At 55.2% G+C, this 21,798-nt stretch carries 19 protein-coding genes and 1 pseudogene; 12 read left to right on the top strand and 8 right to left on the bottom strand.

Annotated features, from left to right (window positions below; genetic code table 11):
* The first annotated feature begins 31 nt into the window (after positions 1 to 31).
* A complete protein-coding gene (locus CKO_RS16665) occupies positions 32 to 1,663 on the top strand; it encodes a Na/Pi cotransporter family protein (RefSeq protein ID WP_024130841.1) in 1,632 nt (543 codons plus the stop codon).
* 123 nt (positions 1,664 to 1,786) lie between these two features.
* Here the strand turns inward: CKO_RS16665 and pepE are convergent, their stop codons facing one another.
* Entirely contained in the window at positions 1,787 to 2,476 is a 690-nt protein-coding gene (pepE, locus tag CKO_RS16660; RefSeq protein ID WP_012134669.1) for a dipeptidase PepE, read from the bottom strand.
* Positions 2,477 to 2,703: 227 nt separating this feature from the next.
* On the opposite strand from pepE, the gene rluF reads away from it, so the two are divergent.
* The gene (gene rluF, locus CKO_RS16655) at positions 2,704 to 3,579 is read left to right on the top strand and encodes a 23S rRNA pseudouridine(2604) synthase RluF (protein ID WP_012134668.1); all 876 of its coding nucleotides are present in this window, start codon (positions 2,704 to 2,706) and stop codon (positions 3,577 to 3,579) included.
* On the opposite strand, the gene CKO_RS16650 is transcribed toward rluF, so the two are convergent.
* The 3 genes from CKO_RS16650 to lysC all read right to left on the bottom strand — a co-directional run bounded on the left by CKO_RS16650 (position 3,576) and on the right by lysC (position 6,371).
* A complete protein-coding gene (locus tag CKO_RS16650; RefSeq protein ID WP_012134667.1) occupies positions 3,576 to 3,848 on the bottom strand; it encodes a YjbD family protein in 273 nt (90 codons plus the stop codon). The genes rluF and CKO_RS16650 overlap by 4 nt on opposite strands.
* A 130-nt stretch (positions 3,849 to 3,978) precedes the next feature.
* Complete coding sequence (gene panS, locus CKO_RS16645; protein ID WP_012134665.1) at positions 3,979 to 4,917, bottom strand: ketopantoate/pantoate/pantothenate transporter PanS; 939 nt, start codon at positions 4,915 to 4,917, stop codon at positions 3,979 to 3,981.
* 92 nt (positions 4,918 to 5,009) lie between these two features.
* Positions 5,010 to 6,371 (bottom strand): lysine-sensitive aspartokinase 3, encoded by a 1,362-nt coding sequence (gene lysC / locus CKO_RS16640; RefSeq protein ID WP_012134664.1) that lies wholly within the window; start codon positions 6,369 to 6,371, stop codon positions 5,010 to 5,012.
* Positions 6,372 to 6,801: 430 nt separating this feature from the next.
* Between lysC and pgi the strand changes: the two genes are divergently transcribed.
* The 6 genes and pseudogenes from pgi to CKO_RS23815 form a co-directional block, all read left to right on the top strand.
* Positions 6,802 to 8,451 (top strand): glucose-6-phosphate isomerase, encoded by a 1,650-nt coding sequence (gene pgi, locus CKO_RS16635; RefSeq protein ID WP_012134663.1) that lies wholly within the window; start codon positions 6,802 to 6,804, stop codon positions 8,449 to 8,451.
* 459 nt (positions 8,452 to 8,910) lie between these two features.
* Positions 8,911 to 9,153, top strand: a complete 243-nt coding sequence (gene yjbE, locus CKO_RS16630) for an exopolysaccharide production protein YjbE (protein ID WP_012134661.1) — start codon at positions 8,911 to 8,913, stop codon at positions 9,151 to 9,153.
* A 107-nt stretch (positions 9,154 to 9,260) separates the two neighbouring features.
* Complete coding sequence (locus tag CKO_RS16625; protein WP_024130840.1) at positions 9,261 to 9,899, top strand: YjbF family lipoprotein; 639 nt, start codon at positions 9,261 to 9,263, stop codon at positions 9,897 to 9,899.
* Positions 9,896 to 10,633 (top strand): capsule biosynthesis GfcC family protein, encoded by a 738-nt coding sequence (locus tag CKO_RS16620; RefSeq protein WP_012134659.1) that lies wholly within the window; start codon positions 9,896 to 9,898, stop codon positions 10,631 to 10,633. Before CKO_RS16625 ends, CKO_RS16620 begins: the two co-directional genes overlap by 4 nt.
* Complete coding sequence (locus CKO_RS16615; RefSeq protein WP_012134657.1) at positions 10,633 to 12,729, top strand: YjbH domain-containing protein; 2,097 nt, start codon at positions 10,633 to 10,635, stop codon at positions 12,727 to 12,729. Before CKO_RS16620 ends, CKO_RS16615 begins: the two co-directional genes overlap by 1 nt.
* A 16-nt stretch (positions 12,730 to 12,745) precedes the next feature.
* Positions 12,746 to 12,844, top strand: a pseudogene (locus CKO_RS23815) (hypothetical protein); the annotation flags it as partial.
* Here the strand turns inward: CKO_RS23815 and CKO_RS16610 are convergent.
* Positions 12,827 to 13,279 (bottom strand): acyltransferase, encoded by a 453-nt coding sequence (locus tag CKO_RS16610; RefSeq protein WP_024130839.1) that lies wholly within the window; start codon positions 13,277 to 13,279, stop codon positions 12,827 to 12,829. The pseudogene CKO_RS23815 and the gene CKO_RS16610 overlap by 18 nt on opposite strands.
* A 141-nt stretch (positions 13,280 to 13,420) precedes the next feature.
* Here CKO_RS16610 and psiE point away from each other — a divergent pair, with 141 nt between their 5' ends.
* The gene (gene psiE / locus CKO_RS16605) at positions 13,421 to 13,831 is read left to right on the top strand and encodes a phosphate-starvation-inducible protein PsiE (RefSeq protein ID WP_012907714.1); all 411 of its coding nucleotides are present in this window, start codon (positions 13,421 to 13,423) and stop codon (positions 13,829 to 13,831) included.
* Positions 13,832 to 13,936: 105 nt separating this feature from the next.
* Here psiE and malG read toward each other — a convergent pair whose 3' ends face one another.
* From malG to malE, 3 genes are all read right to left on the bottom strand, one after another.
* Positions 13,937 to 14,827 carry a maltose ABC transporter permease MalG gene (malG, locus tag CKO_RS16600; RefSeq protein WP_012134654.1) on the bottom strand — a complete coding sequence of 297 codons (891 nt, stop codon included), beginning with the start codon at positions 14,825 to 14,827 and terminating at the stop codon, positions 13,937 to 13,939.
* A gap of 14 nt (positions 14,828 to 14,841) precedes the next feature.
* Complete coding sequence (gene malF / locus CKO_RS16595; protein WP_012134653.1) at positions 14,842 to 16,386, bottom strand: maltose ABC transporter permease MalF; 1,545 nt, start codon at positions 16,384 to 16,386, stop codon at positions 14,842 to 14,844.
* Between the two features lie 128 nt (positions 16,387 to 16,514).
* Positions 16,515 to 17,705, bottom strand: coding sequence for a maltose/maltodextrin ABC transporter substrate-binding protein MalE (gene malE / locus CKO_RS16590; RefSeq protein WP_024130838.1), 1,191 nt, complete (start codon positions 17,703 to 17,705; stop codon positions 16,515 to 16,517).
* 371 nt (positions 17,706 to 18,076) lie between these two features.
* On the opposite strand from malE, the gene malK reads away from it, so the two are divergent.
* From malK to malM, 3 genes are all read left to right on the top strand, one after another.
* The gene (malK, locus tag CKO_RS16585) at positions 18,077 to 19,186 is read left to right on the top strand and encodes a maltose/maltodextrin ABC transporter ATP-binding protein MalK (RefSeq protein ID WP_012134650.1); all 1,110 of its coding nucleotides are present in this window, start codon (positions 18,077 to 18,079) and stop codon (positions 19,184 to 19,186) included.
* A gap of 133 nt (positions 19,187 to 19,319) precedes the next feature.
* Positions 19,320 to 20,672, top strand: coding sequence for a maltoporin (locus tag CKO_RS16580; protein WP_024130837.1), 1,353 nt, complete (start codon positions 19,320 to 19,322; stop codon positions 20,670 to 20,672).
* Positions 20,673 to 20,826: 154 nt separating this feature from the next.
* A complete protein-coding gene (gene malM, locus CKO_RS16575; RefSeq protein ID WP_012134648.1) occupies positions 20,827 to 21,768 on the top strand; it encodes a maltose operon protein MalM in 942 nt (313 codons plus the stop codon).
* Positions 21,769 to 21,798 lie beyond the last annotated feature (30 nt).

Genomic DNA, 21,798 nt, shown 5'->3' with positions numbered 1-21,798 from the left:
ATCATAATAATGATAAGGAGTACCTGATTCTGTGTTAACTCTGCTACACCTGCTTTCTGCTGTTGCCCTGCTGGTGTGGGGCACCCATATTGTGCGTACCGGCGTGATGCGCGTTTTCGGCGCTCGTCTGCGTACCGTTCTCAGCCGCAGTGTTGAAAAGAAACCGCTCGCCTTCTGCGCGGGTATCGGCGTGACTGCGCTGGTGCAAAGCAGTAACGCCACGACTATGCTGGTGACGTCATTTGTCGCCCAGGATCTGGTCGCCCTGACGCCTGCACTGGTGATTGTGTTGGGGGCCGACGTGGGGACCGCGCTGATGGCGCGTATCCTTACCTTTGATTTGTCATGGTTATCGCCGCTGCTGATTTTCATCGGCGTTATCTTCTTTTTGGGGCGTAAGCAGTCACGCGCCGGACAACTGGGGCGAGTGGGGATAGGTCTTGGCCTGATATTGCTGGCGCTGGAGCTGATTGTGCAGGCGGTGACGCCGATTACTCAGGCGAATGGCGTACAGGTCATCTTCGCCTCGCTGACCGGCGACATCATGCTGGATGCGCTGATTGGCGCCATGTTTGCCATCATCAGCTATTCCAGCCTGGCAGCCGTCCTGCTGACGGCCACGCTGACGGCGGCGGGCATCATATCGTTCCCGGTCGCGTTGTGCCTGGTCATCGGCGCCAACCTCGGTTCCGGCCTGCTGGCGATGCTCAACAACAGCGCAGCCAATGCCGCCGCTCGCCGCGTGGCGCTGGGCAGTCTGCTGTTTAAGCTGGTGGGCAGCCTGATTATCCTGCCGTTTGTCCATGTGCTGGCCGATACGATGGATGCGTTACCGCTGCCAAAATCCGAACTGGTTATCTACTTCCACGTTTTTTACAACCTGGCGCGGTGTCTGGTGATGATTCCGTTCGCCGAACCGATGGCGCGTTTCTGTAAACGTATTATCCGCGATGAACCGGAACTGGATGCCCATCTGAAGCCTAAACATCTGGATGTCAGCGCGCTGGACACGCCAACGCTCGCGCTGGCCAATGCCGCCCGGGAAGCGCTACGCATTGGTGATGCGATGGAGCAGATGATGGAAGGTCTGAAAAAGGTGATGCACGGCGAGCCGCGCGAAGAGAAAGAGCTGCGCAAGCTGGCGGATGATATCAACGTGCTTTACACCGCCATCAAACTCTATCTGGCGCGGATGCCGAAAGAGGAACTGGCGGAGGAAGAGTCACGGCGCTGGGCGGAAATCATCGAGATGTCCCTGAACCTGGAGCAGGCCTCAGATATCGTCGAACGGATGGGCAGCGAGATTGCCGATAAGTCGCTGGCGGCGCGGCGGGCGTTTTCCATTGAAGGGCTGAAAGAGTTGGATGCGCTGTATGATCAGTTACTCAGCAACCTGCAACTGGCGATGTCGGTGTTTTTCTCCGGCGATGTCACCAGCGCCCGACGTTTGCGTCGCAGCAAACATCGTTTCCGTATTCTCAATCGTCGTTATTCACATGCGCATGTGGATCGCCTGCACCAGCAGAACGTACAGAGCATCGAAACCAGTTCATTGCATCTGGGACTGCTGGGCGATATGCAACGCCTGAATTCGCTGTTTTGTTCGGTGGCTTACAGCGTGCTGGAGCAGCCGGATGAAGACGACGAGCGGGATGACTATTGATTGCTGATTGCCGGATGGCGGCGTGAAACGCCTTATCCGGCCTACGTTATAAGCACTATCCTGTAGGCCTGATAAGCGTAGCGCCATCAGGCATTTTACATTCTACATTCTACATAGCGACGATCAGAAGCGATGACCGGCTTCAAGAGGAACCGCTTCTTCACCCGCGTTGAACACATACGTCGTGTTCGGGCCGCCGAGCGTCGCCTGCCCCTTGCTCACCTGAATCCAGTTGCCTTCCGGCAGGCCAATCACCGTTAACTCTGGCGCGACCACCAGCAGCTCGCGAATACGCTGTTCGCGGGTTTCGCCTTTGTGACCTTCCGGCAACGCGTTAGTGAAGTGCGGGTTAATCTGCAACGGGAACAGACCCAGCGCATCAAATCCTTGTGGGTCAACGATTGGCATATCGTTGGTGGTGCGAATGGTCGGACAGGCAAGGTTCGCGCCCGCGCTCCAGCCGATATACAACGCGCCACGCTTAACGGCAGCCACGATGGGCGCCAGCAGCCCACGTTCACGGCTCTCTTTTAGCAACTGGAAAGTGTTCCCACCGCCGACAATCACCACTTCCGCATCGGCAATCGCTGCGACCGGATCGGCGACGCTATGAATACCGGTCACTGAAACGCCGAGCGGCGCAAGGACTGCGGCGGTTTTCGCTGTGTAATCGTCCCAGGTTTGCGTAACGCCAGCAAACGGGAGAAACACCGCTGAACGGCGGCCATGCAGTTGTTCCGCCACCAGCGGCAGCGCGTGTTCCAGCCAGGCTTTTCCCGGCAGAGTGGAGTTACTCAATAACAGCAGTTCCATGACATCTCCAGTAATCAAAAAGTAAAAACATCCGTGATGCTACCACCGCTCATCTTACCGCTTGCTGATGTGGCTCACGATGTGGTTATCGATATTCTGGAACGCGTCTCGCAGGGGGATTTCGTGATGTCATCGACTTTATGAGCAGCGGTGAGCCGCACTCCTGTCATTCGACGCTTTTTCCCTGACCGCAAGGTGCGGTATATTTCGCTTTTACAGGAGAATTTATGCTGCCCGACTCATCTGTCCGATTAAATAAATACATCAGTGAAAGCGGAATTTGCTCGCGTCGCGAGGCGGATCGCTACATTGAACAAGGGAATGTCTTCATTAATGGCAAACGCGCCACCATTGGCGATCAGGTGATGCCTGGCGACGTGGTGAAGGTGAATGGTCGGTTGATTGAGCCGCGCGAAGCGGAAGATCTGGTCTTTATCGCGCTGAACAAGCCAGTAGGGATTGTCAGTACCACGGAAGACAGCGAACGCGATAACATCGTGGATTTCGTGAACCACAGCAAACGTATTTTCCCGATTGGCCGCCTGGATAAAGACTCCCAGGGGCTTATCTTTCTTACCAATCACGGCGATCTGGTTAACAAAATCCTCCGTGCCGGTAACGATCACGAGAAAGAGTATCTGGTCACGGTTGATAAGCCGGTGACGGATGACTTTATTCGCGGTATGGGCGCGGGCGTCCCGATCCTCGGCACGGTGACCAAAAAGTGCAAGGTGAAGAAGGAAGCGCCGTTTGTTTTCCGTATTACCCTGATTCAGGGGCTGAACCGCCAGATCCGCCGCATGTGCGAGCACTTTGGCTATGAAGTGACGAAACTCGAACGCACGCGCATTATGAACGTGAGTTTATCCGGTCTGCCGCCCGGCGAGTGGCGGGATCTGACGGATGACGAACTCATCGCTCTGTTTAAGCTGATCGAAAACTCTTCATCAGAAGCCAAACCGACGTCGAAGGCGAAAGCGAAGCCGAAAACGGCGGGCATTAAGCGTCCGGTGGTGAAAATCGAAAAAACCAACGAGAAAGCGCGCCCGGCGTCAAACGGAAAACGCTTTACCTCGCCGGGGCGGAAGAAGAAAGGGCGTTAACGTCTGCCGCGCGTCGGCGTATTGGCCGACCAGGAAAACGACGCCTCAGTATCTGGTTTATAAGCCTGCTTTTTCTTCAACTGGCGGGCTTTTTTGGCCTCTGCTTCGCGCAGCGCCATTAACTTATCAATGTACTCCTTTTTCACGCTGTTGGTTTCCGCATTCGTGAGTGGGCGGCCATGTGCAATGCGCGCGCGGTCGAGCAGCGTTTTCAGTTCACGCTGCTCGCGCTCGGTCATCTCTTTTTGGGTGATGCGTGGGAGTGCCATAAATGTACCCTCGGTCAGTCAGATAACCCAGTGTACGGCAAAGTGCAGAGGCTGTGTAGGCCGGATAAGGCGTTAGCCACCATCCGGCGACGTGCACGGATTGCGCCTGATGGCGCTACGCTTATCAGGTCTACACCTTCACCCTATCACGCGGCTTCTCGGCAATCGGCTTGCCTGACCAGTAACCGGCCAGCAGTGAGCCGGAGAGGTTATGCCAGACCGAGAACAGCGCGCCGGGGAGCGCGGCCAGCGGAGAGAAGTAAATTTTACCGAGCGCCGCCGCAAGGCCGGAGTTCTGCATTCCAACTTCAATCGCCAGCGTGCGGCAGGTGGACTCATCAAAGCCAAACAGGCGACCGCCCCAGTAACCGCCGAGCAGACCAATGGTGTTGTGCAGGATCACCGCCACAATCACCACAAAACCAACGGATGCGATATGCGAGGCGGAACCGGCCACCACTGCGCTGATGATCGCCAGAATGCACACCATTGAGAACGCAGGCAGATAAGGCTCCACGGTTTTTACCACGCGAGGAAACAGGTGGTGAATGACCAGCCCAAGCGCGATTGGAACCACGACGATCTGTAAAATGCTGAGCAGCATCCCCACCACATCCACCTGAATATGCGCATCCACATACAGGCGCGTCAGTAGCGGTGTCGCGACCACGCCAACCAGCGTGGAAACCGATGAGATAGTAACCGAAAGCGCCACATCCCCTTTCGCCAGATAGATCATGACGTTAGATGCCGTTCCGCTGGCGACGCTGCCCACCAGTACCATCCCGGCTGAGAGGTCCGGCGGCATGTTAAACAGTATCGCCAGTAGCCAGGCGGCGAGCGGCATCACCAGATAATGCAGGAAAATACCGGCAGCGACAGGCGCCGGGCGGGAAAGCACGCGTTTAAAGTCGTCGAGCTTAAGGTGTACGCCCATGCCGAACATAATCAGCATCAGTAGCGTAGTCACCCACGAGCCAATGGGGGTGAAGGTCGATGGCGTGTAATACGCAATAACAGAGAGCAGCAGCGCCCACAACGGGAACAGCCGGGTGATAACGGATAACATAATAAATTCCTTGCAGTATTGTCGTGTTGTTTAGTTATAAAAAAGCCGGGTTCGAGCCCGGCTATAGGTATTATTTATCGCGTGAGGAAATTTTATTCAAACAAATTATGATGAAGCTTCTGCACGACCTGCTCCGCTTCGGTGCCAGGCACCAGGAAACAGAGGTTATGGCTGGATGCGCCATAGCAAATCATGCGGATGTTGAACGGCTCCAGTACGCCGAACACTTCTTTACCGACGCCGCAGGCTTTAGACAGATCGTTGCCAATCAGCGCGACCAGCGCGAGATTTTCTTCCACTTCTACCCGGCATAGCGCGGAAAGCTCCATCAGCAAAGACTGCGTCAGCAGCGTGTCGCCCGTTGAAGTGGAACCGGTGGTATCCAGCGTCAGCGCCACGCTCACTTCCGAGGTGGTGATTAAATCTACGGAGATATTGTGCCGCGCCAGAATGCCGAACACTTCCGCCAGGAAACCACGCGAATGCAGCATATTCAGGCTGTGCAGCGTTAACAGCGTCTGTTTGCGGCGTAGCGCCAGCGCACGGAAGAGCGGTGGGTTTTGGGTTTTATTGCATACCAGCGTCCCGCCCGCTTTTGGATCTTTACTGGAGCCGACGAAAACCGGGATATCGCTGCGTACGGCGGGCAGCAGCGTTGCAGGGTGCAGCACCTTCGCGCCAAAGGTCGCCATTTCCGCCGCTTCTTCAAAGGCGATTTCATCGATACGCTGCGCGGCAGGCACCACGCGCGGGTCGGTGGTGTAGATGCCCGGCACATCCGTCCAGATATCGACGCGCGCCGCGTGCAGCGCTTCTGCAAGCAGCGCCGCCGTGTAGTCGCTGCCGCCGCGTCCCAGCGTCGTTGTGCGGCCTTTGCTTTCGCTGCCGATAAAGCCCTGGGTGATGACCAGACCCTCTGCCAGGCGTGGGGCAAGCTGTAGCGTAGCCAGCTCCGACAGCGCTGCGATATCCGGTTCCGCGCGGCCAAAACGATCGCTGGTGCGCATCACCTTACGCACGTCAAACCACTGCGCCTGAATATTGCGCTCGCGCAGGATCTCCACAAACAGCAGGGTGGACATCAGCTCGCCGTGACTCACCAGCTCGTCGGTCAGGGCCATTGACGTCGCCAGTGAAGCCGCTTCGGCAAGCGTGGTAATGTTTTCCAGCAGACGCTCGATCTCTTCGCGGATAACGTTCGGGTAACGCAGACGCTCCAGAATATCGAACTGAATTTTACGGATGGCGTCGAGTTTTTCGAAGCGCTCTGGCGGTTCCAGCCCTTCTGCCAGCGCTACCAGCAGATTGGTGACGCCCGCAGAGGCGGAAAGCACCACTAAGCGTGCGTTAGCATCGGAAAGCACCACGTCGGCGCTACGGTTCATGGCGTCAAAATCGGCGACGCTGGTTCCGCCAAATTTGGCGACGACGAGCGGGGAAACAGCAGTTGTCATATCAACCTCGTGTCAGGGAATGAAAAAAGCGACCATGGCACAAGGGCAGAACAGAAACCGGTGCAGGCGCAAATACCGTATTTATAAATAAAATGTGTGGCTGGGACTGTCAACGCCGGGATTATGCGGATTTTTTATGCTGTCCTGGCCCTCAGTAACAGTGCTTATAACGACTATACCCGTCATACTTCAAGTTGCAGATGTGTTGGCTGCACTCAGAAACCCCAGTCACATAGTTATCTATGCTCCTGGGGATTTCTTCCCTTGCCGCCTTCCTGCAACTCGAATTATTTAGGGTATATACTTTTCGCTGCTTTTTATCCGCGTTTGATTCGCGTTCGGGCTAACGGCACTAAAACAATCACACTTTTTTGTGACTGGCGTTACAATCGATCTCAGTCACAATTCTCAAATCAGAAGAGTATTGCTAATGAAAAACATCAATCCGACGCAGACTTCTGCCTGGCAGGCACTACAAAAACACTACGACGACATGAAGGACGTTACTATCGCGGATCTTTTCGCGAAAGATAGCGACCGTTTTACCCGATTTTCCGCGACGTTTGACGATTTGATGCTGGTGGATTTCTCCAAAAACCGCATCACCGAAGAGACGCTGGCGAAATTGCAGGATCTGGCGAAAGAGACCGATCTGGCCGGTGCGATTAAGTCCATGTTCTCTGGCGAAAAAATCAACCGTACTGAAGACCGTGCCGTGCTGCACGTTGCGCTGCGTAACCGTAGCAATACCCCGATTATCGTTGACGGCAAAGATGTGATGCCGGAAGTGAATGCGGTGCTGGAGAAGATGAAAGCCTTCTCTGAAGCGATTATTTCAGGTCAATGGAAAGGTTACACTGGTAAAGCGATCACTGACGTGGTCAACATCGGTATCGGTGGTTCCGACCTGGGGCCGTTCATGGTGACTGAAGCGCTGCGCCCGTACAAAAACCATCTGAATATGCACTTTGTGTCTAACGTCGATGGCACCCACATCGCCGAAGTGCTGAAGAAAGTAAACCCGGAAACCACCCTGTTCCTGGTGGCGTCTAAAACCTTCACAACGCAGGAAACCATGACCAACGCCCACAGCGCGCGCGACTGGTTCCTGAGCACCGCGAATGATGAAAAACACGTCGCGAAACACTTTGCGGCGCTTTCCACTAATGCAAAAGCGGTGGGTGAGTTTGGTATCGACACCGCTAACATGTTCGAGTTCTGGGACTGGGTCGGCGGTCGTTACTCTCTGTGGTCGGCGATTGGCTTGTCTATCATCCTGTCCGTCGGCTTTGACAACTTCGTTGAACTGCTGTCCGGCGCGCATGCGATGGATAAACACTTCTCCACAACACCGGCTGAGAAAAACCTGCCGGTGCTGCTGGCGCTGATCGGTATCTGGTACAACAACTTCTTTGGCGCAGAAACCGAAGCGATTCTGCCGTACGACCAGTATATGCACCGTTTTGCGGCCTACTTCCAGCAGGGCAATATGGAGTCCAACGGCAAGTATGTTGACCGTAACGGCAATGCCGTAGACTACCAGACTGGCCCAATCATCTGGGGTGAGCCGGGCACCAACGGCCAGCACGCGTTCTACCAGCTGATTCACCAGGGGACGAAGATGGTGCCTTGCGACTTTATCGCCCCGGCGATAACCCATAACCCGTTGTCCGATCACCATCAGAAACTGCTGTCTAACTTCTTCGCTCAGACCGAAGCGCTGGCGTTCGGCAAATCCCGTGAGGTGGTTGAGCAGGAATATCGCGATCAGGGGAAAGATCCGTCTCAGCTTGAGCATGTGGTGCCGTTCAAAGTGTTCGAAGGCAATCGCCCGACGAACTCCATCCTGCTGCGTGAAATCACGCCGTTTAGCCTGGGGGCGTTGATTGCGCTGTATGAGCACAAAATCTTCACTCAGGGCGCGATCCTGAACATCTTCACCTTCGACCAGTGGGGCGTTGAGCTGGGCAAACAGCTGGCTAACCGTATCCTGCCGGAACTGGGTGATGATAAAGCGATTTCCAGCCATGACAGTTCAACTAACGGTCTGATTAACCGTTATAAAGCATGGCGTGCCTGATGGCGTAACGCCCGGTGGCGCTACGCTTACCGGGCCTACAAATGGTGCGTCCTGTAGGCCGGATAAGGCGTTCCGCCGCCATCCGGCAGAAAAGTGATATATCTGTAATTAGAGCCGATATTATTATCGGCTTTTTTTATAAGATAATTCCGGTTGTCTGTGCTATTCCGCAAAAATTTATATTGAGCTTAATCCTAAAATAATGAATAACCCGTAAGTTACTCGGTGTTATTTTCAGAGTATACGGATAATGAATGTTGAATGATTTTATTTTAACTTGATGTTTTTAAAAGGCATTTAATTATAATGTAAATATCATTCCAGCCAAAAGTTTAATTATCCTAAAACCGTCTCGCTATTTAGACCTGTCGCAATCCACATGCTTTAGTTGTGTATACTCGATCCCGCCTGAAACGTTTTTCGGGTAAATCTCCATTCATTCAATGAAGGGATATTGTGATGAAAAAAGCTCTGTATGGCATTTTTGCCATATCTGCGCTTGCGGCGACTTCTGTCTGGGCCGCCCCCGTTCAGGTGGGTGAAGCAGCAGGGTCGGCGGCGACGTCGGTATCAGCGGGAAGTTCCTCCGCAACCAGCGTCAGCACCGTAAGCTCGGCGGTGGGCGTCGCTCTGGCGGCGACCGGCGGTGGCGATGGTTCTAATACCGGAACCACTACCACCACAACCACCAGTACCCAGTAACACCGGTACGTTTAATCATAACCACACTTCGGTGTGGTTATTTTAGCTTGCCTGAGCCTGTGGGACTTCCTGGCCGGGGCCTCCCGGCAATAATGCGGAGAAGAGTCGTGAAGCGACCTGGAATTATCATCATTTGCCTGCTGTTACAGGCTTGCTCAGCCACCACTAAAGGTCTGGGTAATTCGCTGTGGGACAGTCTGTTCGGTACGCCGGGCGTACAACTGACGGACGATGACATTCAAAACATGCCTTATGCCAGCCAGTACATGCAGCTCAATGGCGGGCCGCAGCTGTTTGTGGTGCTCGCTTTCGCAGAGAACGGGCAGCAGAAATGGGTGACGCAGGATCAGGCCACCATCGTGACCCAGCATGGCCGCCTGATTAAAACCCTGCTCGGCGGCGACAATCTGATCGGTGTGAATAATCTGGCGGCTGACCCATTGGCCAGACCGACACAAATCGTAGATGGTGCAACGTGGACGCGCACGATGGGCTGGACGGAACATAAACAGGTGCGTTACGCCACTGCCCGCTCGGTCTTCAAATGGGATGGCACTGACAGCATTAAGGTCGGTAGCGATGTAACCGCCGTTCGCGTACTGGATGAAGAGGTTACAACCGACCAGGCGCGCTGGCATAACCGCTACTGGATCGACAGCGAAGGGCAAATCCGCCAGTCGGAACAGTATCTGGGGGCGGACTACTTCCCGGTGAAAACCACGCTCATTAAGGCGGCAAAACAATGATGAAACAGACCATTGCAGCGCTGGCCCTGAGTTTGTGCGCTTCCTCATCTTTTGCCGCAGGCACCGTGAAGGTGTTTGCCGCAGGCAGCACTGAACCGAAGACGCTCACCGGCGCGGAACATCTGATCGATCTGGTCGGGCAGCCGAAACTGGCGAACAGCTGGTGGCCTGGCGCGGTTATCAGCGAAGAGCGGGCTACCGCCACGGCGCAGCGCCAGCAGCAGGAATTATTGGGCCGCCTGGCTGCGTTTGGCGCAGAGAAAAGCGGCGATGACGCCGCCGCAATCAATACGCTGCGCCAGCAGGTGCAGACATTAAAAGTGACTGGCAGACAGCTCGTTAACCTTGACCCGGATACCGTGCGCGTCAGCGAACGGGGCAATCCGCCGTTGCAGGGCCATTACACGCTGTGGGTCGGCGGGCAGCCGACGGATATTACGCTGTTTGGATTGGTTAGCCAGCCGGGTAAACGGCCCTTCAGCCCGGGGCGGGACGTAGCCAGCTACCTTGATGAGCAAAGCCTGCTCAGCGGGGCGGATCGCAGCTATGCGTGGGTTGTCTATCCCGACGGACGCACGCAGAAAGCGCCGGTCGCTTACTGGAACAAGCGTCACGTTGAGCCGATGCCAGGCAGCATCATTTTTGTCGGCCTTACGGATTCTCTATGGAGCAACACGCCGGATGCGCTTAACGCCGACATTCTTCGTACTCTGACGCAGCGGATACCCGAATAATGAAAAAAACACATCTGCTCAGCTTACTGGCGCTGGGCATCAGCGCAGCCTGCCATGCCGAAACATATCCGGCCCCCATTGGGCCGTCACAATCTGACTTCGGCGGCGTGGGGCTGCTGCAAACGCCAACGGCGCGAATGGCGCGGGAAGGGGAGATGAGCCTGAACTATCGTGATAACGATCAGTATCGCTACTACTCCGCGTCGATACAGTTGTTCCCGTGGCTGGAAACCACGCTGCGCTATACCGACGTGCGTACCAGACAATACAGCAGCGTGGAGTCGTTTTCCGGCAACCAGACCTACAAAGACAAAGCCTTCGACCTGAAACTGCGGTTATGGGAAGAGAGCTACTGGATGCCGCAGGTGGCGGTCGGCGCAAGGGATATTGGCGGGACGGGGCTGTTCGATGCGGAATACATTGTGGCGAACAAAGCCTGGGGGCCGTTTGATTTCTCGCTCGGTCTTGGCTGGGGTTATCTGGGCACCAGCGGCAACGTGAGCAATCCGTTTTGTTCATACAGCGATAAATTCTGTCACCGCGATAACAGTTATAAACAGGCCGGTTCCGTCAACGGCAGCGATATGTTCCACGGGCCAGCGTCGCTGTTTGGCGGGGTGGAGTATCAAACGCCCTGGCAGCCGCTGCGCCTGAAACTGGAGTATGAAGGCAACAATTATCAGCAGGATTTCGCGGGTAAGCTGGAGCAGAAGAGCAAGTTTAACGTCGGCGCCATTTACCGCGTCACCGATTGGGCCGACGTTAACCTCAGCTATGAACGCGGCAACACCTTCATGTTTGGCGTGACGCTGCGGACAAACTTCAACGATTTGCGCCCATCGTATAACGATAACGCGCGACCGAAATATCAGCCTGAGCCGCAGGACGCCATCCTGCAACACTCGGTCGTCGCTAACCAGTTGACGCTGCTAAAATACAACGCCGGACTGGCGGACCCTAAAATTCAGGTGAAAGGCGATACGCTGTACGTCACTGGCGAGCAAGTGAAATACCGTGACTCGCGGGAAGGGATCGAACGCGCGAATCGGATCGTCATGAACGATCTGCCAGAAGGGATTCGTACGATCCGCGTGACGGAAAACCGTCTCAATATGCCGCAGGTCACTACGGAAACCGATGTCGCCAGCCTGAAACGCCATCTGGAAGGCGAGCCATTAGGACACGAGACCCCACTGGCGCAAAAACGTGTGGAGCCGATCGTGCCGGAAACAACCGAGCAGGGTTGGTATATCGATAAATCGCGCTTTGATTTCCATATCGATCCGGTGTTGAACCAGTCTGTCGGCGGCCCGGAAAATTTCTATATGTACCAGCTTGGCGTGATGGGGACGGCGGATCTGTGGGTAACGGATCATCTGCTTACCACCGGCAGTTTGTTTGCCAATATCGCCAACAACTACGACAAATTTAACTACACCAATCCACCGAACGATTCGCATCTTCCGCGTGTGCGTACCCATGTGCGTGAATATGTGCAGAACGATATCTATGTGAATAACCTGCAAGCCAACTACTTCCAGTACCTCGGCAACGGTTTCTACGGCCAGGTTTACGGCGGTTATCTGGAGACCATGTACGGCGGCGCAGGGGCGGAAGTGCTGTATCGCCCGGTCGACAGCAACTGGGCGTTTGGTCTTGACGCTAACTACGTGAAACAGCGTGACTGGCGTAGCGCGCAGGATATGATGAAATTCACCGATTACAGCGTGAAAACCGGTCACTTGACCGCCTACTGGACGCCGTCGTTCGCGCAGGATGTGCTGGTGAAAGCGAGCGTCGGTCAATATCTGGCTGGCGACAAGGGCGGTACGCTGGAAATCGCGAAACGCTTTGACAGCGGCGTGGTGGTTGGCGGCTATGCCACGATCACCGATGTGTCGCCGGACGAGTACGGGGAAGGGGATTTCACCAAAGGCGTGTACGTGTCGGTGCCGTTGGATCTCTTCTCGTCCAGCCCAACCCGCAGCCGCGCAGCGATTGGCTGGACGCCGCTGACGCGTGACGGCGGTCAGCAGCTTGGCCGGAAGTTTGGTCTGTACGATATGACCAGCGACCGCAACGTGAATTTCCGCTGATCGAGCCGTTTGCCAGCCGGATGGCGCTACGCTTATCCGGCCTACAAACCGCATCCATTGTAGGCCGGATAAGGCGTTTACGCCGCCATCCGGCAATTTACAGGCGACGCAATAATTTTGCCGGGTTTCCGGCATATACGCCTTTCTCGGTGATCGATTTAGTGACCACGCTTCCCGCGCCGATCACTGTGCCGTCGCAAATGCTGACGGCCAGGATGGTCGCGCCGCTGCCGATGGAAACATTGCTGCCGATCTCAATTCGCCCCCAGTTCTGCCTGTTCGGGTCAGGCTTTCCTTCACGAAACATGTCGTTAGCGAACATTACGCCGTGGCCGATAAAGCAATCGCGTCCAATCGTGACATATTCGCAAACAAACGTATGGGACTGAATTTTTGTGTTTGCGCCAATCTGTGTATTGCCCTGTATTTCGACAAAAGGTCCGATGAAAACATTGTCGCCAAGCTGGCAGTCGTACAGGTTTGCGGGCTCATAAATCACCACATTTTCACCGCAGGTGACGTTGCGGACGGTAGCGTGTTTTAACTGCATTTTCCCTTCTCTTTGAAACATGCCATGACAGAGATAATTCTCCGCTGAACTTTACTGCACAAAACATAAACAAAAAATATAGATCTCCGTCACATTTTTGCGTTATACAGGAACCTTGCTACTGAGAAAGAGGGTGCTGCTATGACGTCACTATCTCGTCCACGCGTGGAGTTTATCTCCACGATCCTACAGACCGTGCTGAATCTTGGGCTGTTAAGTCTGGGCCTGATCCTGGTCGTTTTCCTCGGTAAAGAGACCTTACATCTGGCGGATGTGCTGTTCGCGCCGGAGCAAACCAGCAAATACGAGCTGGTGGAAGGGTTGGTGGTCTACTTTCTCTACTTTGAGTTTATTGCGTTGATTGTGAAGTATTTCCAGTCAGGTTTTCATTTCCCGCTGCGCTACTTTGTCTATATCGGGATCACCGCGATTGTGCGGCTGATCATCGTCGATCATAAATCGCCGATGGATGTGCTGATCTACTCTGCGGCGATCCTGTTATTGGTGATCACCCTGTGGTTATGTAATTCGAAACGGTTAAAACGGGAATAAAAAAAGGCGCTCCGAGGAGCGCCGAAGAACAGTCACAAGTTGGGATAATATAAGTTGAGGGTTGCAGTGGCATTGCCCGTTTCCGGGCAGGTACATCAATGAAACTTAGCCTTTCACACCGCCTGCCGTCAGGCCGTTGACCAGCCAACGCTGGGCCAGCAGGAACACCAGCGTGATCGGGATGGCGGACAACACGGCTGCGGCGGCAAAATCGCCCCACAGATAGTTTTGCGGGTTGAGGTACTGCTGCATACCTACCGCCAGGGTATAGCTGTTTACATCACGCAGTAACAGTGAGGCGACAGGAACTTCAGTGATGGCGGCAATGAACGACAGAATAAAGACCACCGCCAGAATCGGCACCGAGAGCGGCAGCAGCACTAGGCGGAAAGCCTGCCACGGCGTCGCGCCATCCAGCGCCGCCGCTTCTTCCAGCGAACCGTCGATGGTTTCGAAATAGCCTTTAATCGTCCAGACGTGCAGCGCAATCCCGCCCAGGTAAGCGAAAATCACCCCGCCGTGGGTATTCAGACCGATAAACGGAATGTACTGGCCGAGACGGTCGAACAACGCGTACAACGCCACCAGTGACAGCACCGCCGGGAACATCTGGAAAATCAGCATCCCTTTGAGCAACGTCGCTTTGCCGGGAAAGCGCATACGGGCAAACGCGTAAGCGCAGGTCGTAGAGAGCGCCACGATGCCAATGGCGGTGATCGCCGCGACTTTGATCGAGTTCCATAGCCATAACAGAACCGGGAAGGGGGGCGGCGTGACACGGCCATCAGCGTGTTCCACGCTGAAGCCCAATGCCAGCCGCCAGTGCTCCCAGGAGATGCGTTCCGGGATCAGACTCCCGGTTGCGAAGTTGCCTTCACGCAGCGAAATGGCGACGACCATCAGCAGCGGGAACATGATTGCCGCGATAAAAATCAGCAGCCCTAAGTGCGTGATGAAGAGACGCAGCTTTTGAGATTTGGGTTGAACCATTGCCATTGTTGTTATCTCCCTTAATCAAACTTCATACGCGTGGCTTTCAGGTTCACGATGGCCAGCGCGCCAACCAGCAGGAAGATCAGCGTGGCGATCGCGGCCGCCAGACCGAAGTCCTGGCCCCCGCCGCCTTCAAAGGCGATGCGGTAGGTATAGCTCACGAGCAGGTCGGTATAACCGGCTGGCGTAGTGGTGCCGAGGCGGTCCGGGCCGCCGTTGGTCAGAAGCTGAATCAGTACGAAGTTGTTAAAGTTAAAGGCAAAGCTGGCGATCATCAGCGGCGTCAGCGGCTTAATCAGCAGCGGGAATGTAATCTTAAAGAAGTTCTGGAACGGACCCGCGCCGTCCATTGCCGACGCTTCGTACAGATCGTCTGGAATCGCTTTCAGCAGGCCCATGCAGAGGATCATCATGTACGGATAGCCCAGCCAGGTGTTGACGATAATGACCATCGTGCGGGCGGTGTTCGGGTCGCTGAACCAGGCCGGTTTGAGGCCAAACAGCGCGCTCAGCATCATGTTGATCTCACCAAAGCTCTGGTTGAACAAACCTTTGAAGATCAGAATCGAGATGAACGACGGCACCGCATACGGCAGAATCAGCAGCACGCGGTAAATCGCTTTACCTTTCAGCGCTTCCCACTGTACGAGGCAGGCCAGCACCATCCCAACCGCCACGGTCAGCAGCACGGTGAGAACGGAGAACACCACGGTCCAGACGAAGATCGCGAAGAACGGTTTCTGGATGCCCTCGTCAGTAAAGACGCGGGAGAAATTGTCCCAGCCGATGGTCACGGTGTAGCCTGGGCTCAGTTTTTCGTCGCCCCAGTTGCCGTCCGCGTTGATGGCTTGATAGTAGCCAATATCATTGTTTGGCCGGTACGCCACGCCGCTCTGGTTATTTGTCAGCGTGCCGTCGCTGGCAAGGGTATAGAGCGGCTGGGTACCGGAAAACTGGCGCAGCGAGCTCATGATGACCTTGCTTTCATCGGGCAAAACGGCGGTAAGCTGGTTCAGCGCCTGACGATTTTGGGTGATGATGCGCAGGTTGGCGCGTTCACCGGTCGGCAGCGCGTCAGCCTCTTTCAGTTGCAGTTTTTGTTCGCCGCCGAATTTAAAGGCGTCGGAGAGATAATTCTTGCCGGTTTCGCCGTCGGTGAGGGCCAGTTGCCACTCGTCACCCGCCGGATACAGGCCAAAGTTATAGGTTTTGCCCGCCTGATAAGAACGATCCATCAGCACCTGCTGGGCGCGTTCAAAGGTGAGCTGGTTGGTGCTGCTGTAGTTGGTAAAGGCGATGGCGATAGTGCAGACCAGCGGGAACAGGACAAACAGCCCCATACCGGCCATGCCCGGATAAACATAGCGCCAGGCATAGGTTTTACGATTCGCGAAAATATACAGGCCAGCAGAGCTTAAAATCAGCGTCATGATGGCAAACAGGTACTCCCCTTGTGCGTACATTAAAACTACAAGGTAACCCACCAGCAGGCCCAGCAGACCAATCGCTGACCACTTCAGCGCGTCGCTTTGCCACCAATGTTTCTTTTTAATGACATCCATGGGGATCTTCCTCTACAACTTTGAAATCCTGTAGGTCAGCGTGCCTGATGGCGCTGCGCTTCTCCGGCCTACCTGTTCTGTAGGCCGGAGAAGGCATTGATGCCGCCATTCGGCACACGACCTGAACATTACTTGGTGATACGGCCCTGCGCGTCTTTCAGCGCGGCGTCGACAGTCTGACGACCGCTGGCAGCGTTGATAACTGCCGTACGAACCGCATACCAGAAGGCTGACATCTGCGGAATGTTCGGCATGATTTCGCCTTTCTGGGCGTTATCCATCGTGGCGGCGATACGCGGATCTTTCGCTAACTGATCCTGGAAGGATTTCAGCGCAACCGCGCCCAGCGGTTTGTCCTTGTTCACGTCGTCCAGACCCTGATCGGTCAGCAGGTAGTTTTCGAGGAACTCTTTCGCCAGCTCTTTGTTCGGGCTGGCGGCGTTAATGCCCGCGCTCAGCACGCCAACGAACGGTTTAGACGGTTTGCCTTTGAATGTCGGCAGCAGTGTCACGCCGTAATTGATTTTGCTCTTGTCGATGTTTGACCACGCCCACGGACCGTTGATGGTCATCGCCGTTTCGCCTTTGTTAAAGGCGGCTTCCGCGATGGAGTAATCGGTATCGGCGTTCATGTGTTTGTTTTTGATCATATCGACCAGGAAGCCCAGACCGGCTTTCGCCCCTGCGCTGTCTACGCCGACATCTTTCACGTCATACTTACCGTTCTCAAACTTGAACGCGTAACCGCCATCGGCAGCAATCAGCGGCCAGGTGAAGTACGGTTCTTGCAGGTTGAACATCAGCGCGCTCTTACCTTTCGCCTTCAGCTCTTTATCCAGCGCCGGGATCTCTTCCCAGGTTTTCGGCGGGTTCGGAACGAGGTCTTTGTTGTAAATCAGGGACAGCGCTTCAACCGCGATCGGGTAGGCGATCAGCTTGCCGTTGTAACGCACCGCATCCCAGGTGAACGGATAGAGCTTGTCCTGGAACGCCTGGTCCGGGGTGATCTCAGCCAGCAGGCCAGACTGTGCGTAGCCGCCAAAACGGTCATGCGCCCAGAAGATGATGTCCGGGCCGTCACCGGTGGCCGCAACCTGAGGGAATTTCTCTTCCAGCTTGTCCGGGTGCTCAACGGTGACTTTAATGCCGGTGTCTTGTTCGAATTTTTTGCCCACTTCAGCGAGGCCGTTGTAGCCTTTGTCGCCGTTAATCCAGATAACCAGCTTACCTTCTTCAATCTTGGCGAGAGCCGAGGCGGAAAACATCATCGTCGTCAGTGCGGACAATGCGAGGATGCGTGCGCCAGTTTTGATTTTCATATCTCCCATCCTTTTTGGTGATGTGCTCGTGGATACACAGAGGTGGCTTAACGGTATCTAGTTTCTTTATACGACAACCTCTTTCCATCCTCCTTACCCCTACGCCCCACCCCTTCTTTATGTGATCTGTGTTGCATAAATGTGAGTAATGCGTGTTGGCGCACATAAAAACACCGCGATTTTTGCAGGTGACATCACGAAATTCCTCGGCGGGGCGCGGCCCGGGTCTCAGACGCTGCTCCCTCATCCTCCCGCCTCCTCCCCCATAAAAAAGCCGGGGGGTGGAGGATTTACGCAATCAAGGGATCACGCATAGTCAGGCCATCATGAATGTTGCTGTCGATGACAGGTTGTAACGAAGGGAGAAGGGCATGGCGAGCGTACAGCTGCGAAATGTAACGAAAGCCTGGGGTGACGTGGTGGTATCGAAAGATATCAATCTCGACATTCACGAAGGGGAATTCGTGGTGTTTGTCGGACCGTCAGGCTGCGGGAAATCGACCTTGCTGCGTATGATCGCCGGACTTGAAACCATCACCAGCGGAGATCTGTTCATTGGGGAAGCCCGTATGAACGACATCCCGCCCGCCGAACGCGGCGTGGGGATGGTTTTCCAGTCCTATGCGCTCTACCCCCACCTGTCCGTGGCAGAAAACATGTCTTTTGGTTTGAAGCTGGCGGGGGCCAAAAAAGAGGTGATGAATCAGCGTGTGAATCAGGTAGCGGAAGTGCTGCAACTGGCGCACCTGCTGGAGCGCAAGCCGAAAGCGCTCTCCGGCGGCCAGCGCCAGCGCGTGGCGATAGGCCGCACGCTGGTGGCGGAACCGCGCGTGTTCCTGCTTGATGAGCCGCTGTCTAACCTTGATGCCGCTCTGCGCGTGCAGATGCGTATCGAAATCTCCCGCCTGCATAAGCGTCTGGGCCGCACGATGATTTACGTCACCCACGATCAGGTCGAAGCGATGACGCTGGCCGACAAAATCGTGGTACTGGATGCCGGCCGCGTGGCGCAGGTCGGTAAGCCGCTGGAGCTGTACCACTATCCGGCGGATCGCTTCGTCGCGGGCTTTATCGGTTCCCCGAAAATGAACTTCCTGCCGGTGAAAGTCACCGCGACCGCTATCGAGCAGGTGCAGGTTGAGCTGCCGAACCGCCAGAACGTCTGGCTGCCGGTAGAAAGCAACGGCGTTCAGGTCGGGGCAAATATGTCGTTAGGTATTCGTCCAGAGCATCTGCTGCCCAGCGACATCGCCGATGTCACCCTGGAAGGCGAGGTTCAGGTCGTCGAACAACTTGGTCACGAAACACAAATTCATATCCAGATCCCCGCCATTCGTCAAAACCTGGTTTACCGCCAGAACGACGTGGTGTTGGTAGAAGAGGGTGCCACATTCGCTATCGGTCTGCCGCCAGAGCGTTGCCATCTGTTCCGTGAAGATGGTTCCGCATGCCGTCGGCTGCATAAGGAGCCGGGCGTTTAAGGTCCCCATTAAAAAAACAAAACGCAAAACCATTCGAGGATGCATCAAGGCGGCAAGTGAAAAAACACCGCCAACAAAGAGGCAGTCCGAAAGGGGACGCGTTTAAAGAAAAGCAATGATCTCAGGAGATAGAATAATGATTACTCTGCGCAAACTTCCTCTGGCGGTTGCCGTCGCAGCAGGCGTTATGTCTGCTCAGGCAATGGCAGTGGATTTTCATGGTTATGCTCGTTCCGGTATCGGCTGGACGGGTAGTGGCGGCGAACAACAATGTTTCCAGGCAACTGGCGCTCAAAGTAAATACCGTCTTGGTAACGAATGTGAAACCTATGCGGAATTGAAACTGGGTCAGGAAGTGTGGAAAGAAGGCGACAAGAGCTTCTATTTCGACACTAACGTGGCCTACTCCGTAGCGCAACAGAATGACTGGGAAGCAACCGATCCGGCGTTCCGTGAAGCCAACGTGCAGGGTAAAAACCTGATTGACTGGCTGCCAGGCTCCACCATCTGGGCGGGTAAGCGCTTCTATCAGCGTCATGACGTTCACATGATCGACTTCTACTACTGGGATATTTCTGGTCCTGGTGCGGGTATCGAAAACATCGACCTGGGCTTCGGTAAACTGTCTCTGGCAGCGACCCGCTCTCAGGAAGCCGGTGGTTCCTACACCTTCAGCAGCCAGGATATTTACAACTCTTCTAAAGACACCGCCAACGACGTCTTCGACGTGCGTTTAGCCGGTCTGGAAACGAACCCGGACGGCGTGCTGGAACTGGGTGTCGACTATGGTCGTGCAAACACCACTGACGATTATCGTCTGGCTGACGGCGCATCTAAAGACGGCTGGATGTTCACTGCTGAACATACCCAGAGCATGCTGAAGGGCTACAACAAGTTTGTGGTTCAGTACGCCACTGACGCGATGACCACGCAGGGTAAAGGTATTCCTCAGGGTTCTTACGGCTCGACTTTTGATATCGGCGAAGGCGACGATCAGCTCCATTATGTCGATCGTTACGTCAATAACAACGGTAAGCTGTGGCGTATTCTGGACCACGGGGCGATCTCTCTGGGCGACCGTTGGGACCTGATGTACGTCGGTATGTTCCAGAAACAGGACCTGGATAACGATCTGGGTACTGACTGGTGGACCGTAGGCGTTCGTCCGATGTTCAAATGGACGCCGATCATGAGCACCCTGCTGGAAGTCGGTTACGACAACGTCAAATCTCAGCAGACTGGCGATCGCAACAACCAGTACAAAATCACCCTGGCGCAACAATGGCAGGCTGGCGACAGCATCTGGTCCCGCCCGGCCATCCGTCTCTTCGCAACCTACGCGAAGTGGGATGAGAAATGGGGCTATATCAAAGATGGCGATAACACATTGCGTTATGCCGCATCGAATAACTCCGGCTTCAACACAACCAGCCGTGGCGACAACGATGAGTGGTCCTTCGGCGCCCAGATGGAAATCTGGTGGTAATACGTGACATAACGAGGGGGGCGCAAGTCCCCCGGTAACGAGATGCAGGCCGGATAAGGCGTAGCCGCTATCCGGCATTATCTGCACCGTTTCTCGCGGTTTAGCGCGCTATTGCCTGGCCACCGCTGAACCCGTGCTATCTGAGGTGATAACAATGAAAATGAAGAAAAGTCTCGTCGCCCTTTGTTTATCGGCGGGGTTGCTGGCAAGCGCACCAGGCATCAGCCTGGCGGATGTAAACTATGTTCCGCAAAACACCAGCGCAGCGCCTGCGATTCCGACCGCCGCACTACAACAACTCACCTGGACGCCTGTCGACCAGTCCAGTACGCAGTCCACACAGCTTTCTACCGGTGGTCAGCGGCTTGACGTCGCCGGTATTACAGGCCCGGTTGCCGCGTATAGCGTACCGGCGAACATCGGTGAGCTCACGCTGACATTGAGCAGCGAAGTTAACAAACAAACCAGCGTATTTGCACCGAACGTGCTGATTCTCGACCAGAACCTGACGCCTTCAGCGTTTTTCCCCAGCAGCTACTTTACCTACCAGGCCCCCGGCGTGATGAGCGCGGATCGTCTGGAAGGGGTGATGCGTCTGACGCCTGCGCTGGGCCAGCAGAAGCTGTACGTTCTGGTGTTTACCACCAATAACGATCTCCAGCAGACCACCACGCTGCTTGACCCGGCAAAAGCGTATGCGAAAGGCGTGGGTAATGCCGTCCCGGATATTCCCGATCCGATCGCGCGCCACACGACTGATGGCCTGCTGAAACTGAAAGTGAAAACCAACAGCAGCTCCAGCGTACTGGTTGGCCCGCTGTTTGGTTCTTCCGGTCCGGGACCGGTCACCGTCGGCAATACTGCGGCACCGGCGACCGCCTATACCGCACCAGCCGTTGCCGCGCCAGCGCCTGCCCCGGCGAAGAAAAGCGAGCCAATGCTGAACGACACGGAAAGCTACTTCAACAATGCGATTAAGGACGCGGTAGCGAAAGGTGACGTTGATAAAGCTCTGAAACTGCTTGATGAAGCCGAACGCCTGGGATCGACATCTGCCCGTTCCACGTTTATCAGCAGTGTAAAAGGCAAGGGGTAAGCGTCTCCCCACATTGCTGATTTTGCAACA

Origin of the sequence: Citrobacter koseri ATCC BAA-895 (assembly GCF_000018045.1) — a bacterium.
Classification (GTDB): Bacteria; Pseudomonadota; Gammaproteobacteria; order Enterobacterales; family Enterobacteriaceae; genus Citrobacter_B; species Citrobacter_B koseri.
The sequence above is the reverse complement of the archived record's forward strand: the minus strand, read 5'-3'. Positions and strand labels throughout refer to the sequence as shown.